12 protein-coding genes are annotated in these 15,870 nt (G+C 62.7%); 8 read left to right on the top strand and 4 right to left on the bottom strand.

Features of this window, described 5'->3' with window-relative positions; genetic code table 11:
• Positions 1 to 116 precede the first annotated feature (116 nt).
• The gene (locus CFE28_12345) at positions 117 to 1,265 is read left to right on the top strand and encodes a hypothetical protein (protein OYU70710.1); all 1,149 of its coding nucleotides are present in this window, start codon (positions 117 to 119) and stop codon (positions 1,263 to 1,265) included.
• Positions 1,266 to 1,316: 51 nt separating this feature from the next.
• Entirely contained in the window at positions 1,317 to 2,114 is a 798-nt protein-coding gene (locus CFE28_12340; GenBank protein OYU70709.1) for an NUDIX hydrolase, read from the top strand.
• Between the two features lie 23 nt (positions 2,115 to 2,137).
• Here CFE28_12340 and CFE28_12335 read toward each other — a convergent pair whose 3' ends face one another.
• The 3 genes from CFE28_12335 to CFE28_12325 form a co-directional block, all read right to left on the bottom strand.
• Positions 2,138 to 2,620: an Hpt domain-containing protein gene (locus CFE28_12335; protein OYU70708.1), complete on the bottom strand. Its 483-nt coding sequence runs from the start codon at positions 2,618 to 2,620 to the stop codon at positions 2,138 to 2,140.
• 91 nt (positions 2,621 to 2,711) lie between these two features.
• Positions 2,712 to 3,494 (bottom strand): NAD kinase, encoded by a 783-nt coding sequence (locus CFE28_12330; GenBank protein OYU71694.1) that lies wholly within the window; start codon positions 3,492 to 3,494, stop codon positions 2,712 to 2,714.
• A gap of 34 nt (positions 3,495 to 3,528) precedes the next feature.
• Positions 3,529 to 4,788 carry a hypothetical protein gene (locus CFE28_12325; protein OYU70707.1) on the bottom strand — a complete coding sequence of 420 codons (1,260 nt, stop codon included), beginning with the start codon at positions 4,786 to 4,788 and terminating at the stop codon, positions 3,529 to 3,531.
• On the opposite strand from CFE28_12325, the gene glpK reads away from it, so the two are divergent.
• A complete protein-coding gene (gene glpK, locus CFE28_12320; protein OYU70706.1) occupies positions 4,730 to 6,229 on the top strand; it encodes a glycerol kinase in 1,500 nt (499 codons plus the stop codon). The two genes, CFE28_12325 and glpK, sit on opposite strands and share 59 nt — an antisense overlap.
• A 150-nt stretch (positions 6,230 to 6,379) precedes the next feature.
• Here the strand turns inward: glpK and CFE28_12315 are convergent, their stop codons facing one another.
• Positions 6,380 to 7,426, bottom strand: a complete 1,047-nt coding sequence (locus tag CFE28_12315; protein OYU70705.1) for a selenide, water dikinase SelD — start codon at positions 7,424 to 7,426, stop codon at positions 6,380 to 6,382.
• Between the two features lie 99 nt (positions 7,427 to 7,525).
• Between CFE28_12315 and CFE28_12310 the strand changes: the two genes are divergently transcribed.
• From CFE28_12310 to CFE28_12290, 5 genes are all read left to right on the top strand, one after another.
• Positions 7,526 to 8,620, top strand: coding sequence for a tRNA 2-selenouridine(34) synthase MnmH (locus CFE28_12310; protein ID OYU70704.1), 1,095 nt, complete (start codon positions 7,526 to 7,528; stop codon positions 8,618 to 8,620).
• An 81-nt stretch (positions 8,621 to 8,701) separates the two neighbouring features.
• Complete coding sequence (locus tag CFE28_12305; protein ID OYU70703.1) at positions 8,702 to 10,318, top strand: hypothetical protein; 1,617 nt, start codon at positions 8,702 to 8,704, stop codon at positions 10,316 to 10,318.
• Between the two features lie 139 nt (positions 10,319 to 10,457).
• Entirely contained in the window at positions 10,458 to 11,228 is a 771-nt protein-coding gene (locus CFE28_12300; GenBank protein ID OYU70702.1) for a class II aldolase, read from the top strand.
• A 244-nt stretch (positions 11,229 to 11,472) separates the two neighbouring features.
• Positions 11,473 to 12,630 (top strand): efflux transporter periplasmic adaptor subunit, encoded by a 1,158-nt coding sequence (locus CFE28_12295; GenBank protein ID OYU71693.1) that lies wholly within the window; start codon positions 11,473 to 11,475, stop codon positions 12,628 to 12,630.
• On the top strand, positions 12,627 to 15,869 hold the full coding sequence (locus CFE28_12290) for a multidrug transporter AcrB (GenBank protein ID OYU70701.1): 3,243 nt from the start codon (positions 12,627 to 12,629) through the stop codon (positions 15,867 to 15,869). Before CFE28_12295 ends, CFE28_12290 begins: the two co-directional genes overlap by 4 nt.
• The last annotated feature ends 1 nt before the right edge of the window (position 15,870 follow it).

Here is a 15,870-nt window from a genome sequence, read left to right as displayed (position 1 = left end):
AATCCACAATTTGGTCGATGGAACCGGCTTCCCGGCGCCTTCGAAACCGTTCATTAAGCCTAACGACTGATTATCACCCTTCGGGGACCCTCCCTTCGGGACGTATTGAGGCTGGCATGTCGACCACACGAGCCGCGCTGACGGATGAAGACGTCCGCATGCTGGTGAAGGGCGCGACGCCGGACGAGCGCGCCATCGCCGCCCACAAGATCTGCCGCTATGTCGACCGTAACACCCTGACCGGGGAAGAGCGCGAGCGCGCTGAGGACATCCTGCGGGTCATGGCCCAGGACGCCACTGAGCTGGTGCGCCGGGCCCTGGCGGTCACCCTGAAGGCCTCGCCCATGATCCCCCGGGACGTGGCCCTGCGCCTGTCCAGGGACGTCGAAAGCATCGCCCTGCCCATCCTGTCCATGTCGCCGGTCTTTACCGACGAGGATCTGGTGGAGATTGTTCGTCTTGGTGATCCTGTCCGTCAGGTTGTCATCGCCAAGCGCCCGCGGGTTTCCAAATCCGTGAGCACGGCCATAGTGGAGCATGGTGTCGAGCGCGCCGTCGAGGCGGTCTGCGCCAATGATAACGCCGACTTCGCAGAAGCGACCCTGGAGGAGGTCCTGGTCCGCTTCGAGCAGTCCGAGCGGGTCCTGGCGGCGGTGGCCTATCGCCACGCCCTGCCCATGTCGGTGACGGAAAAGCTCATCAACATGGTGGGTGATACGGTCCGCGATCACCTGCTGAACCATCATGAGATTTCCGCAGAGCTGGCCCTGGATATCGCCCTGGGCGCCAAGGAGCGGGCGACCATCGATCTGGTGGACCAGGCCGGCAAGACCGGCGACATCCGCAATTTTGTCGCCCACCTGCACAAGCATGACCGATTGACGGCCTCCCTGCTGCTGCGATCCCTGGCCCACGGCCATATGTCGTTCTTTGAGTGGGGCCTGTCCCAGCTCTCCGCCATTCCGCATCACCGGACCTGGATGATGGTCCATGACGCCGGCCCTCTTGGTCTTCGGGCCATCTACGAGAGAACCGGTCTGCCGGCCCGCCTTTTCCCCGCCTTCCGGGCGGCGGTGGACACCTTCCATACCATGGAATTCGACGGCGGCGCCAAGGATCGCGAGCGCTTCCAGGAAACCATGCTCCAGCGCTTCCTGACCCAGCCTGTCCATGTGGCCAAGGAAGACGTGGAATACCTGCTGGACAAGATGGACCGTCTGTCGACCGAAACCCGGTCCGAGAAGCGTCCGGCCCTCGCAGTCTGATCCCGCCAAAGGCCTCTTGCCTTGCGCCGCAGCGGCGCCCAAGCTGTGCCCATGACCGACAACGCCCCACGCATAGCGCCTGACAGCGAAATCAAGCCCGCCGCCACCATCCTCATCCTGCGCGATGACCCGACCTTCGAGGTGCTGATGGTCAAGCGTCATCACCAGATCGACTTCGCCTCAGGCGCCCTGGTCTTTCCGGGCGGCAAGACCCATGCGGGGGATGATGATCCAGCCTGGGCCGATCATATTCTCGGAGGCGAGGACCACGACGCCGTCCAGCGCGGCCTTCGCATAGCTGCGATCCGCGAAGTTTTCGAGGAAGCTGGAATTCTGCTGGCCCGGCGAACGGACGGTTCGCCCATGGGCGATCAGGTGGCCCCCATGGAGGTCCGCCAGGCGGTGGACGCCGGGAAGACCGCCTTCCTGGACGTGGTGCGGGACCTGGACGCCAAGCTGGACCTGAACACCCTGACGGTCTTCGCCCGCTGGATCACGCCGCCCATGACCCCCAAGCGGTTCGACACCTGGTTCTATGTGGCGCACGCCCCGGCTGACCAGCTGGCCGCCTGTGATGGCCGCGAGACCGTGGACGCCGAGTGGATTGAGCCCTCAGAAGTCCTGCGCCTGGCGCAGGCCGGAAAGCGCAAGGTGATCTTCCCGACCCGCATGAATGTGCAGCTTCTCGCCGAAGCCAGCAGCGCTGACGATTGCATAGCCCGGGCGCAGGCCCGCAAGCTCGTCACGGTCAGGCCGGAAATGAAGGATACGCCGAACGGCAAGGTCCTGGCCCTGCCACCGGACGCCGGTTACGGGATTGTCGAAGAACCCCTGGCCAACGTCATGTAGCCAGGGCTCGTCCTGTCGGCGCTCTAGGCGCTGAGCTCGGCGACGGTCTTTTCCAGCTCGGCGATCAGGGCGCGTCCGATGGGATGTTCATCGGTCTTGATCTCGTTGCGCACGGCGGCCTTGATGGCGTCAATGTGGGCGTCGATCAGGTTCATCGGCGCGTTGACGCGCTTTTCCTTGTCGTCGATCAGCTTGCACAGGGAAGCGCTGAAGCGGGTGACCAGGGGAAAGCCATAGGTGGAGCCCAGGCCCTTGAGGTCGTGGCAGCGCAGATAGAGGAATTCCATCGTCTCGACGTTCTGGCCCTCGTTCTTCACGCGCAGGCGCGCGCCGTCGAGCTTGACCACTTCATCGTTCAGCCACTGGGCGAAATTGCCCGACAGGCTCTGGAGGGCTGCCTCAGCCTTGGCGATGGCCGCCGGGTCAATGGCGCCAAACCGACCGCCGACCTTTTCACGCAGGGCGTTAGAGGCCGGGATCACCTGAACGGAGTTATCTTGGCTCAAGACACGTCACCTCGGATCACAATCACCCTGAAGGTTAATTCCCACCGGTTAACAATGGGTGTGGCGAGTCAGGGGCTGGATTTCGCCGAGACTAAACGGAAAACTGCTCGGCGAGCACCCGTTCTTCCAGGCTGCGGCCTGCGTCAAATAGCATCCGCATACTGACCTGGCGGTCTTCAGAAATATGGACTTCCACCACGTCGCGGACTTCCAGATTGTCGGCCACCGCCGAAACGGGACGTTTCTCGGCTTCGAGAATTTCAAAGGAAACCCGCGCGGTGTGGGCCAGAAGCGCGCCGCGCCAGCGGCGGGGGCGGAAGGCGCTGATCGGCGTCAGGGCCAGGACCTTGGCGTCCAGAGGAATGATCGGACCATGAGCTGACAGGTTATAGGCCGTCGATCCGGCTGGGGTTGAAACCAGGGCGCCGTCACAGGACAACTCGCTCAGCCTGACCTTGCCGTCGATGGAGATCCGCAGCTTCGCGGTCTGGCGGGTCTGCCTCAGCAATGACACTTCATTGATCGCCATGGCCTTGTGCACGACACCTGCGGAATCTGTGGCGAGCATTTTCAGCGGGTGGATGGTCGCCCGCTCGGCGTCATTGATCCGCTCGAGCAGATCATCCTCGGCGTATTCGTTCATCAGGAAGCCGACCGATCCCCGGTTCATGCCATAGATGGGACGGTGGCTGCCACGCTGGCCGTGCAGGACTTCCAGCATGAACCCGTCGCCGCCCAGGGCCACCACCACATCGGCCTCGTCCTGTGCGCACTGGCCATAGCGCGCCGACAGCCGGGCGAGCGCCTCCTGGGCTTCGGGCCGATCGCTGGCCAGAAAGGCCAGGCTGCGGACGGGAGGATTGGTCGTACTCATGCCGGCGCCAAAAGCCTTGGAACCTGGCCCAATGTCAAACCTGGTTTTGGTCAAGCAGTCTGAAGGCCCTGGCGGCCCAGATGGGGGATATCCCGCCAAAGGCCTGATCTATCCGTTCGGCGTCATCAGACCGTCCAAGGGGACGTGCGCCGTTAAGCCTTCGCACGGCGGCCAGCACCTGGGGGAAGACCGTGCGGTCCATGCCCACAGCCCGGCAGGCAAGGGCAAGCGGCTCGACGCTCTCTCCGTTCACAGCTGCGCGCAGGCGAGGCAGCGGAAGATCGCCCAGGCGGGCCAGCCCCTGAATGAAGGCGGCAAGCTGGCTGTCCAGCGCATTGCGAACCAGGTGTCCGCAGGTCAGCTGGCCGGCGCTGTGCATCTTGGCGATCTGGGCGCCGATGGCCGCGTCGTCAGACACCAGGGCGGGGTCGGAAACAGCGAGGGCGGTGTCCAGGGTTTCAGTCTTGAGGCTGAATCGCTCCGCCAGCCGGGCCCGCAGCGCAGGATCACACCAGGCATAGAGCCCATAGGCCTGGCTCTCGGAAAGTTGACGATGATCCGCCAGGGGACTGCGCAGGGCCGCCACTGTCCGTGCCGCCGCTGTCAGGTCATTGAGGTGGGACCGGGTAAGGTCCAGGCGCGGGTTTTCCGCCAGGGCCGTCAGGACGGCGCCGTCCTTGAGGCTGATGAGCAGGTCGGTCACCGGCGAGGGCAGGCCATTGCGTCGGGCGATTTCGATATGATGGTCTGGCCCGGTGGCGCGCACCAGGGCGCAGAGGTCGGCGCGGTCGAGGACCGGGCTGGACCTCAGGACCGTCGCAGCGGAGTCGATGGGGCCGGTCGCCAGGGCCCAGACCAGCTGTTGGCTGGGCCAGGGCGCCTCCGCCAGGTCCTCGGCAAGGCGCAACCGGGTTTCAGGGTCACTGAAGGCCAGGAGATTATGGGTCAGGCCTGACACCTGGCTGGCGGCTTCGGTGGGCACAGGCGCACCCTGTGCAAGCCGGCACAGCCTGACCACCGCCATGACCAGCCGGTCCCGGGCGGCGGGGGAGGCGGAGTCAGCGGAATAGCTCGCCAGGTCGCCGGAATATGCCGCCAGTCCCAAGACCGAATCCTTTTTGGTGCCAAGTGCTGGGGGGAGCCTGTTCCGGGGACGTGAAAACATGGTTACAAAATCGTGGAAACAGGACCTTGCCGCAAATTGATCGCGGCCGGGCCGCCCTCGGGGAGACGACATGGCTGAACCTCTGATCCTCGCCCTCGACCAGGGCACCACCTCGACCCGGGCCATCATCTTCAACGCCAGAGGCGAACCCCTGGCCGAGGCCGGCCGGCCCCTCGAGCAGTTCTATCCCCAGGACGGCTGGGTGGAGCACGACGCCACCGAGATCTTTCAGACCAGCGTCGCGGTCATCGCAGAAGCCATAGCCAAAGCCGGGTGCAAGGCCGGCGACATCACCGCCATCGGCATCACCAACCAGCGTGAGACCGTGGTCATCTGGGACAAGGTTACGGGCGAGCCGATCCACAAGGCGATTGTCTGGCAGGACCGCCGCACTGCGGCCACATGCGAACGCCTGCGCAAGGCCGGGCTTGAGGCCCTGGTCACCGAGACGACGGGCCTGCTGCTCGACCCCTATTTCTCGGGAACCAAGGTCGCCTGGCTGCTGGGCAATGTGGATGGCGCGCGGAGCCGGGCACAGGCGGGCGACCTGCTCATGGGCACCATGGACACCTGGGTCATCTGGAAGCTGACCGGCGGGGCGGTCCACGCCACCGACGCCACAAACGCCTCCCGCACCCTGTTGTTCGACATCCGCAAGCAGGCCTGGTCGTCCGACATGCTGGAAATGCTGGATGTACCGCCGCAGATCCTGCCCCGGGTGCTGGATTGCGCGGATGACTATGGCCAGACCGATCCGGCCCTGTTCGGCGCCGCCATTCCCATCCGCGGGGTGGCCGGCGACCAGCAGGCCGCATTGATGGGGCAGGGCTGCATCCGGCCCGGCGAGATGAAGGCTACCTATGGCACGGGCTGTTTCATGCTGGTCAATACCGGCGAGGCGGCGCCGACATCCCACGCCCGCCTGCTTACCACCGTCGCCGCCAGGGTCGGCGGCAAGACAACCTTTGCCCTTGAAGGCTCGATCTTCATCGCCGGCGCGGCCCTGCAATGGGTCAATGAGGGGCTTGGCGTGCCCGGCGGCGGCGGCGGGGTTGAGGCCCTGGCCCAGACCGCAAAGGCCGACCACGGGGTGGTCATGGTCCCCGCCTTCACAGGCCTTGGCGCACCCTGGTGGGATGCAGATGCCCGCGGGGCGCTGTTTGGCATGACCCGGGACACAGGCCTGGCCGAAATCGCCCATGCCGCCTTCGACGCCTGCGCCCTTCAGACCCGCGACCTGATCGAGGCCATGCGGGCCGACGCCTCCGAAGCCTTTGGCGAGGGTGTGGAGCTGCGGATCGATGGGGGCATGTCCCGTTCGTCCTGGTTCAGCCAGAGGCTGGCCGACCTGACCGGTGTGGCCGTGGGACGGGCCACCTATCAGGAGACGACAGCCCTTGGCGCGGCCCTGTTCGCCGGGGTAGGCGCCGGGGTCTATGCCGACGTCGCAGAAGCCGCCGCCAGCCGTCCGACCACGGAGCGGCATGAACCCAGTTCTGACGGCCACCAGAGAGAGGCCGCCTACGCCCACTGGCTGGACGCCGTGGCTAGGGTCCGGACGGAGGGCTAGGGTCCCCAAGCAACCCCGGTCATACCGGCGAAGGCCGGTATCCAGGTCGTAGGTCACGGCCCTTCCGGAAAGGCTGCTCCTTGGGCATCCGACCAATGCACAACCCAATGAACTGGACCCCGGCCTCCGCCGGGGTGACCGGTGTGTGGGTCAGGCCTCGACCCGGATGCGTCCGCCGCCGGCTTCCAGGCGGCCAACGACCCGGGCATTGGCGAAGCCGCCGGCGCGGACAAGGGCCATGACCTCATCGGCCTTGTCCGGCGCGGCCGAAATCAGCAGGCCGCCGCTGGTCTGGGGATCGCACAGCAGGTCGCGGCGCCAGTCGGGAAGGGCGTCGGCTCCGTCCACCGACCCGCCATAGCTGGCCCAGTTCCGCACCGAGGCGCCGGTTCGCACCCCGTCCTTGGCCAGGGCCTCCACATCGGGAAGGATGGCGGGCGCCTGGGCAGAGATCACGGCGGTCAGGCCCGAGCCCCGGGCGATTTCCAGGCCGTGGCCCAGCAGACCAAAGCCGGTGACATCGGTCATGGCATGGACGCCGTCCATGCCGCCCAGGGCCTGGCCCACGAGGTTCAGCTGGGTCGTCGAGGCGATCAGGGCGTCATAGCCGGCCGTGGAGATCTTCTCCTGCTTGAAGGCGGCGCTGAGGATTCCCACCCCCAGGGGCTTGGTCAGGATCAGTACGTCCCCGGCCTGGGCCCCGGTGTTTTTCAGAACCCGGTCAGGGTGGACCAGGCCCAGGGCCACCAGGCCATAGATCGGCTCAACACTGTCGATGGAATGGCCCCCGGCCACGGGAATACCCGCCGCGGCGCAGACCGAGGCGCCGCCGGCCAGGATCTGGCCGATGGTGTCCGGCGACAGCTTGTCGATGGGCATGCCGACAATGGCCAGGGCCATGATCGGGGTCCCGCCCATGGCGTAGATGTCCGACAGGGCATTGGTCGCGGCGATCCGGCCGAAGTCGAAGGGATCGTCCACCACAGGCATGAAGAAGTCGGTGGTGGCCACCAGGGCCTGGGTGTCATTGAGCTTCCAGACCGCTGCGTCGTCCGAGCTTTCGGTCCCCACCAGAAGATTGGGAAAGCTGGCGGCCGCCGGCATTTTCGACAGGATGTCCTGCAGAACCGCCGGGGCGATCTTGCAGCCACAGCCGCCGCCGTGGGCGAGGGAGGTCAGGCGCACGGGCTGGGTCATGGGGGCGTCCTTGCAAAGAAGTCCGCGCCTCATACCCCGGTTCACCAATCTGGCGCCAGCCGCTCGCATGCCCCCGCCGCGCTGTGCTAGCAAATCCCCATGGCCATCCAGACCACCTCCGCCGTCGACGCCGCGTCCCTGGCGAAATACGACGCCATCATCGACGTGCGCAGCCCTGGCGAGTTCGCCGAGGACCACCTGCCGGGCGCCGAAAACCTGCCGGTCCTGGACAACGAAGAGCGCGCCGAGGTCGGGACCATCTATGTCCAGGAGTCCCGTTTCCTGGCCCGCCGGATCGGTGCGGCCCATGTGGCCCGCAACATCGCCAAGCACCTGGAAAACGCCCTGACCGACCGGCCTTCGGGCTTCAAGCCCCTGATCTATTGCTGGCGTGGCGGGCAGAGGTCCAACGCCATGGCGACCATACTTGATCAGGTGGGCTGGCCCGTCACCCTGCTTACCGGGGGCTACAAGACCTATCGCCGGGCTGTGCAGACCAGGCTCTATGACGAGACCTCGCCTCTTCAGGTCATATTGCTGGACGGCCACACCGGCTCGGCCAAGACCGACATACTGAACCGCCTGGCCGCCTACGGGGTGCAGACCCTGGACCTGGAGGGCCTGGCCCACCATCGCGGCTCCCTGTTCGGCGCCATGGCCGGCAAGCCCCAGCCCAGCCAGAAGATGTTCGAGAGCCGGCTGCTGGCCGCCGTGGACGCCCTGGATCCCGCTCGGCCGGTGGTGGTCGAGGCCGAGTCCAGCAAGATCGGCCAGATCATGACGCCGCCCCTGCTGTGGAAGGCCATGCAGGTCGCCCCGCGCATCGAGGTCCACGCCCCCCGGGCTGAGCGGGCCCGCTACCTGGTGACCGCCTATCGCGACATCATCGAGGACCGTCAGGCCCTGGAAGCCGCCTTCGCCCGCCTGCCGGTCTATCCCGGGCAGAAGCGTCTCACCGACTGGCGGGCCCTGGCCGACGAAGGCGCCTTCGCAGACCTGGCCGAGGCCCTGATGGAGCACCACTACGACCCGGCCTATGACCGCTCGGCCCGCAAGGACGAACGCCCCCTGTGCGGGGTGGTCGAACTTGGGGAGATGACAACGTCGGGGCTGGAGGCTGCGGCCGGGGCGGTTGCGGAGTTGGTTAATCCGCGAGGAACGAGAGTTTCTCCGTGCGTAAAAATTGACAGCTAGCTGAGATTGAGTGAATTAAATCCGCGCCTCTGAATTGGCTATATTGAATCTTGGTTCAAAGTACTCGGAGACAGATTAGGCATGAAATCTCGCTTTAGCCTCATGAACAATGGTTTGTATCCGGAAACTTTGCCTCCGTGTTTTGACTCCAGAGATTCTGAGAGATCATTTCGCGGAATTGTTTCGGATTTAGACAACGGAAAGTTTCATGAAAGAAGAACAGAATATATAAGATATAGTGGCACTAAGCATGATGGCAGTAGAAGATTCTTTGGGACTCCAAATATTGTTTCATATTTTCATATTTCTACATTTATTTGGAGGAAATGGAAATTCATTGAAAGAAAATTGAATAAATCCCATTATTCAATTGGAAGACCTGTTCCCTTAGGGCATTTAGACGACAGAACAATTAAAGTACCTTCTCTATCTGAATTGTCAAAACACACATCGAAGAATCTAAAATTCTCACCATACATACTAAAGGCCGATATATCTCAATGTTTTCCAAGCATATATACACATTCTATAGCATGGGCTGCACACGGAATTTCTGAGTCAAAATCGGACACAAATAAAAACTCCAAGAAAAATCAGTTCAATGCGCTAGATTTCTTTGTCAGAAATTCCCAAAATGGAAATACTAGAGGTGTATTGATAGGGCCGGATGCCTATAGAATAATCGCGGAATTTGTCCTATCAAAAATCGACGAAGAATTGGAGAAATTGGTCAACAATATTATCATTGGCGCAGTTCGTCATGTAGATGACTACTACATTGGATTGAGGACCGAATATGATGCGCAGTCTGTTCTTTCTCATCTAAGAGAAGTGCTTGCTACATATGAATTGAATCTGAATGATCAGAAGACGAAGATATATTCAAGCTTAGATCCGATAAATGATCTTTGGGCCCAGAGGTTGCGTGATCATACCGGGCGAATTTTTGGATTTCCGTCTGAAGTAAATGATATTGAAAGGGCGATATCAGAATCAGTAAATACCTCCAAGGAGGTGGGATCTGACAGTCCAATGAAGATATTATTAAGAGCTCTTGATGATAGTAGTATATACATATCGGGAAACTGGGATTTCGTAGAATCCAATATTCAAAGAATTGTTCAAAAGCATCCACACGCACTAGACTATGCGTGTCTTATAGTCGCTAAAAGATATGCGAGAGGTCATTCAATTGACAAGGATGGATGGCGGTCCGTTGCGGAAATGATCATAAGTAGGGGGTTGTCATTGAATCATCATCACGAAGTAGTATGGATGCTTTGGTTGATGATTGTATGTGAAATTGGAATTTCAGATCAATTATTGATAGCGCTTTCAAAGTCAAATAATGGACACATTCGTGTAATGCTTATTCAAGCATTTGTAGATATGAAGATATCAAGGAAACCAGATATCAAGTTTGGTGCGAAACTTAATACGATGGATGCCAACTGGCTTTTAAATCTTGTTGGCAAATCAATTGGATATACGAGTGCACCGTTTAGCGGACTTTATGCCGGTGAATTCGGACATCTAGCTAGTCGAAACATAAAATTGATAGACTTTGATGATCACATATCAAAGCTGAAGAAGATCAATTCGAAGGCGATCAGCAGAACCAGATATGGATATGAGCATGATGAGGACGATGATGAAGACGATTATGATGGCCTGAGCGTGCTTACTGAGGGTTTTTGAAGTGAGCGAGTTGTGCCCTGATTTCAGTTGAGTGAGGATTGGGGGGAGTTGCTGTCGCTGCCTTCCACCCTTGACGCTGCTCGCAGTCGGCGCGACTTTGCAGACAAGGATCAAACCGAACATCCAAGGGAGGCTTCACATGGCCGACGGTTCAATGGCTGGCGTCATCTCGCTCAAGGGCAAGGTCAGCGCCGAGGAATGGCAGGCGCGGGTTGATCTCGCCGCCCTCTATCGTCTGGTCGCCCTGCATGGGTGGGACGACATGATCTACACCCACATTTCGGCCCGGCTTCCTGGAGCTGAGCATAACTTCCTGATCAACCCCTATGGCATGCTGTTCGAGGAAATCACCGCCTCGTCCCTGGTGAAGATCGATCTGGATGGCAACATCCTGCAGGACACGCCCTATTTCATCAATCCGGCGGGCTTCACCATCCACTCGGCGGTCCACACCGCCCGGGAAGACGCCCACTATGTGATGCATCTGCATTCCGACCAGGGTGTGGCCGTGGCCTCGCAGAAGGAAGGCCTGCTGCCCCTGTCCCAGCACGCCCTGATCGTCCTGCCGGACCTGGCCTATCACGACTATGAAGGCATCGCCCTGAATCTGGACGAGCGCGAGCGTCTGGTGGCCGATATCGGGACCAAGAACATGATGCTCCTGCGCAATCACGGCACCCTGACCGTCGGCGAGAACGCCGCCGACTGCTGGACCCGGATGTTCTTCCTCGAGCGCGCCTGCAAGCAACAGGTCATGGCCCTGTCGGCCGGCCGCGAGAACGTGCTGTTCGCACCGGAAGCCGCCCAGAACGAAGTGCGCAACCAGATGTCCCGGGGCATTGGCGGCAAGCTGGGCTGGGCCGGTAATCTGCGCAAGCTGGACCGGGCCCTGCCGGGCTATGACGCCTGAGGTCTGACCGCCAGGTATGAAACACGCGGGCGTCCCGAAAGGGGCGCCCGTTTTGTATGCGGAATCCGATTATTTTCACTTCGAAATATTTCGCCATCCGGCAGACACTGGACGCTCCTAGATTCGAGGCCCAAAGAGCACTTCGTCCTTGAGAGTCGGGCCACCGATCTGCGGCCCCTGGAGCTTCACCAACTTGTTGCGTCGTCACTTTTTCCTCGCAGGCGCACTGATCGTGCTGGTCCTGATGATTGTCGCAGGCGCCGTGAAGCTGCTGTCCCCGGCCAAGGGCGCGGGTGGCGGCGGGCCTGCAGCGAGCTCAGGCGGACCCGGTGGCGGTGGTGGAGCCGGCGGTGGCCGTGGCGGCCGCGGCATGCCCAGTCAGGTGACCCTGATCGCCGTAAAGCCTCATGTTTTCACCGATACGCTCGATGTCATCGGCGTGGCCAAGGGCAGACAGTCTGTCACCCTTTCAGCCGCGACGACCCAGCTGGTCAGCCGGGTGCTGTTCACGCCAGGTCAGACCGTGACCAGGGGCCAGGTCCTGGTCGAGCTGAAATCCTCGGAACAGGACGCCGGGCTCCTTCAGAGCCAGGCCAAGCTGGTCCAGGCCGAACGGGCCTATCTGCGCTGGAAATCCCTGGCCGAGAAGGGTTTCGCCTCCAAGGCCGCCGTCGACCAGTATGAAGCCGCCTGGCTGTCCGCCAAGGCTGACGTGACCGCCGCCCAGGCGCGGCAGGGCGACCGGATGATCCGGGCGCCTTTCTCCGGCGTTGTCGGCCTGTCGGACATAGCCCCCGGCGCAGTCATCAACCCCGGGGCGGCGATTGTGACCCTGGATGATCTCAGCGCCATCCGGGTCGATTTCCAGGTTCCCGACCGCTTCCTGTCCGCCGTGCGCCAGGGGCAGGCCGTGACAGCGACCGTCGATTCCTATCCGGGCCTGGAGGTCCACGGGGTGATCGCCCGGCTGGACACCCGCATTGACGAACGCACCCGCGCCCTGACGGCCCGCGCCGAATTTCCCAATCCTTCCCAGGCCCTCAAGCCCGGCATGATGCTCCATGTGGCGATCGCCAAGGGCGACCGTACTGGGCTCGCCGCGCCCGAGACAGCGGTTTCGGTCCAGGGGGACAATGCCTTTGTTTTCGCCGCCCAGAAGGTCGGCCAGAAGATGATGGCTGACCAGCGGATCGTGGTGACCGGCGTGCGTCAGGACGGTCTGGTGGAAATCAGGGAAGGTCTGGCGGCGGGTGACATGATCGTCGCCGACGGTCTCAACAAGGTTCAGCCCGGCCAGCCCATCCGGCCGGTGGGCAAGGGCGGCGGCAGGCCCGGCGCTGGTGCGCCCTCCGGCGCGGGCGGTCCTCAAGGGGCCCAGGGCGCGAGCCGGCCGGCCCAATGACCCTTTCCGATCTCTCCGTCCGGCGTCCGGTCTTCGCCGCCGTCGCGGCGATCATCCTGTGCGTTGTCGGCGTGGCCGCCTTCACCACCCTGTCTGTCCGCGAACTGCCCAGCGTGGATCCGCCGGTGGTCAGTGTCTCCACCACCTATCGCGGCGCCTCGGCAGAAGTTGTCGAAGAACGCATCACCCAGGTGATCGAGCGCCAGGTAGCGGGGATCCAGGGTATTGACCGGGTCAACTCCACCTCGCGGGACGGGGTCAGCCGGGTCAATGTGTCCTTCACCCTGGACCGCGATCTTGATGCGGCCGCCAATGATGTCCGGGACGCCGTCAGCCGGGTTTCGTCCCAGCTGCCCAATCAGGCGGATCCGCCGCAGATCGCCAAGGCGAATGCGGACGCCTCACCGATCATGTTCCTCAGCTTCCAGTCCAGCAACCAGACACGGCTGCAGCTGTCGGACTATGCCAATCGCTATCTGGTCGAGCGGCTCTCCACGGTCCCCGGCGTGGCGACCGTCAATCTCGGCGGCGGCCAGATCTACGCCATGCGCATCTGGCTTGACCCCAAGGCCATGGCGGCCCGGGGCATTACTGTCGACGACGTGGAATCGGCCCTCAACGCACAGAACCTGGAACTGCCGGCTGGCGCCCTGGAGGCGCCCACCAAGGACTTCACCATCCGCGTCGCCCGGGGGTATTCCACGCCCGAGCAGTTTGCCCGTCTGCCGGTCACCGCGGGGGGAACCACCCGGGCAAGCACGACGTCGGTCGCCGGGTCCAATGGCGTCCTGGGCACCACCGCCCAGGCAGGCGGAGCAGCCAATGCCGCGTCTTCGGCGACGGCCAGCGCCTCGAACCTGAACGCCTATGTCACCCGGCTCGGGGACATAGCCCGGATCGAGGAAGGCCCGGATGAGCGCCGTCGCATGTTCAGATCCAACGGTCTGGACATGGTTGGCATTGCCGTCACCCGCCAGTCACAGGCCAATGACCTGGATATCTCCGACGGCGTGCGCAAGGTCGTTGAAGAGGTCAACAAGACCCTGCCCAAAGGCACGCGGCTGAAGATCGCCACCGATTTCACGGTCTTCACAAGGCACGCCATCCAGGAAGTCTGGATCACCATGTCCATGTCCCTGGTGCTGGTGGCCCTGGTGAACTTCGTGTTCCTGGGCACATGGCGGGCGGCCCTGATCCCCTCCATCGTCGCGCCCATCTGCATATTGTCGACCTTCATCGTCCTGGCGCCCCTGGGCTTCTCCATCAATCTGCTGACCCTGCTGGCCCTGGTGCTGGCCATCGGCCTTGTAGTGGATGACGCCATTGTCGTGGTGGAGAACATCCAGCGTCGGGTGGATGAGGGAGAGCCTGCGGTCATCGCCGCCCAGCGCGGCGCGCGGCAGGTCTTCTTCGCGGTGGTCGCCACAACGGTGGTGCTGATCTCGGTCTTCGCTCCCCTGATGTTCATGCCCGGCTATATCGGGCGGCTGTTCGTGGAGCTGGCCGTGGCCATTTCTGCGGCGGTCGGCTTCTCGGCCCTGCTGGCCCTCAGCCTATCGCCCATGCTGGCCTCCAAGCTGCTGCGTAAATCCGAGAACGAAGGCTGGCTGGCCCGTAAGGTCGACCACGGCATGGGCAGCTTGCGCGCCTCCTACCACGCCTCCCTTGAGGCCCTGCTGGGCCGCCCGGCGGCGACGGTGGGCTCCATGGTGCTGGTGGTGAGTCTGGCCCTTTGCGCCGGTGGCCTTTTTGTATTCCTTCCGAAGGAACTGGTGCCGAACGAAGACCGTGGCCGGGTCGATATCTCGGTCCAGGGCCCTGAGGGGGCCGGTTTCGACTACATGCTGCCTGCCGGCGCCCAGGTCGAAAAGATCCTGCAGTCCTATGTGAATGACGGCTCGGCGGCGCTCTACACCTACAGCATGCCGCGGTTTGGCCAGAGCCAGTTCAATACCGGCAATGGCAACCTGTCCCTGCCTGACGACACCAAGCACAAGATCTCGTCCCCTGACCTAGCTGCGGACATGAACAAGAAGTTCGGCGCCATCACCAGCGTCCGCGCCATCGCCTCGGTAAGGCCGAGCCTGCAACGGGGCGGCGGTGGTGGTGGCGGCGGCGGGGTCGAAATCATCGTGCTCGGCGATGAGTATCCCGACATTGAACGGATTGTCCGCCCCTTGATGGCGGCGGCCATGGGCAATCCAGGCATGGCCCGGCCCAGGCTGGACTATGAGCCGACATCGCCCCGACTTCTGGTCTCCCTGGACCGTGACAAGGCCGCCCAGCTCGGCGTCCCGGCGCAGTCCGTAGGCAAGGCGCTGGAGACCATGTTCGGGTCCCGCAAGGCGACCACCTATGTGAAGGCTGGTCAGGAGTATGACGTCATCCTTCAGACCGACCGCGCCAACCGGATGAATGAGTCAGACCTGGACGGGCTCTATGTCCGCACGTCCAACGGCTCGCCTGTACCCCTGTCCTCAGTCGTGACCACCCATGTGCGGGGCGATACCCCCAGTCGCGAACGGGTCGACCGTCTGCGCTCCATCAGTCTGACGGTCCAGCTTAACCCCGGCTATACGGTCGGCCAGGCTGTGGATTTCTTCAAGGCGGAGTTGGGCAAGACACCCGGGGTAAATTACAAGTGGGGCGGCACGGCCCGGGACTATCTGGAAGCCAGCGGCGCCGTGGGCCTCGCCTTCGGCATGGCGCTGCTCCTGGTGTTTCTGGTGCTCGCCGCCCAGTTCGAAAGCTGGATCCATCCCCTGGTCATCATGGTGACCGTCCCGGTGGCGGCGCTGGGCGGACTGTTCGGCCTGCTGATCGCCGGATCGACGCTCAACACCTACAGTCAGATCGGTCTGATCATCCTGGTGGGCATAGCCGCCAAGAACGGCATTCTCATTGTCGAGTTCGCCAATCAGCTGCGCGATGAGGGTCGGTCAGTGCGGGAGGCGGTGATCGAAAGCGCCGCCCTGCGTCTGCGGCCGATCATCATGACCTCGATCTCGGCTGCGGCGGGCGCAGTGCCCCTGATCCTGTGGGGCGGCGCCGGGGGCGAGAGCCGCAAGACCATCGGCGTTGTGATCTTCTTCGGGGCGATCTTCTCGACCCTGCTGACCCTGTTCATCGTGCCGGTCTTCTACAACCTGCTGGCCCGGTACACGAAGTCACCAGAGGCCATCGCCCGCAGGATTGAGGCCTATGAAGGCGGCGAGCAGGCGCCCGCCGCCGCCAAATAGG

Source organism: Alphaproteobacteria bacterium PA2, from assembly GCA_002256425.1.
Lineage (GTDB): Bacteria > Pseudomonadota > Alphaproteobacteria > Caulobacterales > Caulobacteraceae > Phenylobacterium.
This window is presented reverse-complemented; position numbering and strand designations above follow the sequence as displayed.

Excerpts from the sequence above, each read along its gene's own strand:
- CFE28_12345 (OYU70710.1), top strand. The coding sequence starts at position 117 with ATGTCGACCACACGAGCCGCGCTGACGGATGAAGACGTCCGCATGCTG.
- CFE28_12330 (OYU71694.1), bottom strand. The coding sequence starts at position 3,494 with ATGAGTACGACCAATCCTCCCGTCCGCAGCCTGGCCTTTCTGGCCAGC.
- CFE28_12315 (OYU70705.1), bottom strand. The coding sequence starts at position 7,426 with ATGACCCAGCCCGTGCGCCTGACCTCCCTCGCCCACGGCGGCGGCTGT.
- CFE28_12305 (OYU70703.1), top strand. The coding sequence starts at position 8,702 with ATGAAATCTCGCTTTAGCCTCATGAACAATGGTTTGTATCCGGAAACT.
- CFE28_12310 (OYU70704.1), top strand. The coding sequence starts at position 7,526 with ATGGCCATCCAGACCACCTCCGCCGTCGACGCCGCGTCCCTGGCGAAA.
- glpK (OYU70706.1), top strand. The coding sequence starts at position 4,730 with ATGGCTGAACCTCTGATCCTCGCCCTCGACCAGGGCACCACCTCGACC.
- CFE28_12340 (OYU70709.1), top strand. The coding sequence starts at position 1,317 with ATGACCGACAACGCCCCACGCATAGCGCCTGACAGCGAAATCAAGCCC.
- CFE28_12300 (OYU70702.1), top strand. The coding sequence starts at position 10,458 with ATGGCCGACGGTTCAATGGCTGGCGTCATCTCGCTCAAGGGCAAGGTC.
- CFE28_12290 (OYU70701.1), top strand. The coding sequence starts at position 12,627 with ATGACCCTTTCCGATCTCTCCGTCCGGCGTCCGGTCTTCGCCGCCGTC.
- CFE28_12325 (OYU70707.1), bottom strand. The coding sequence starts at position 4,788 with ATGATGGCCCGGGTCGAGGTGGTGCCCTGGTCGAGGGCGAGGATCAGA.
- CFE28_12295 (OYU71693.1), top strand. The coding sequence starts at position 11,473 with ATGATTGTCGCAGGCGCCGTGAAGCTGCTGTCCCCGGCCAAGGGCGCG.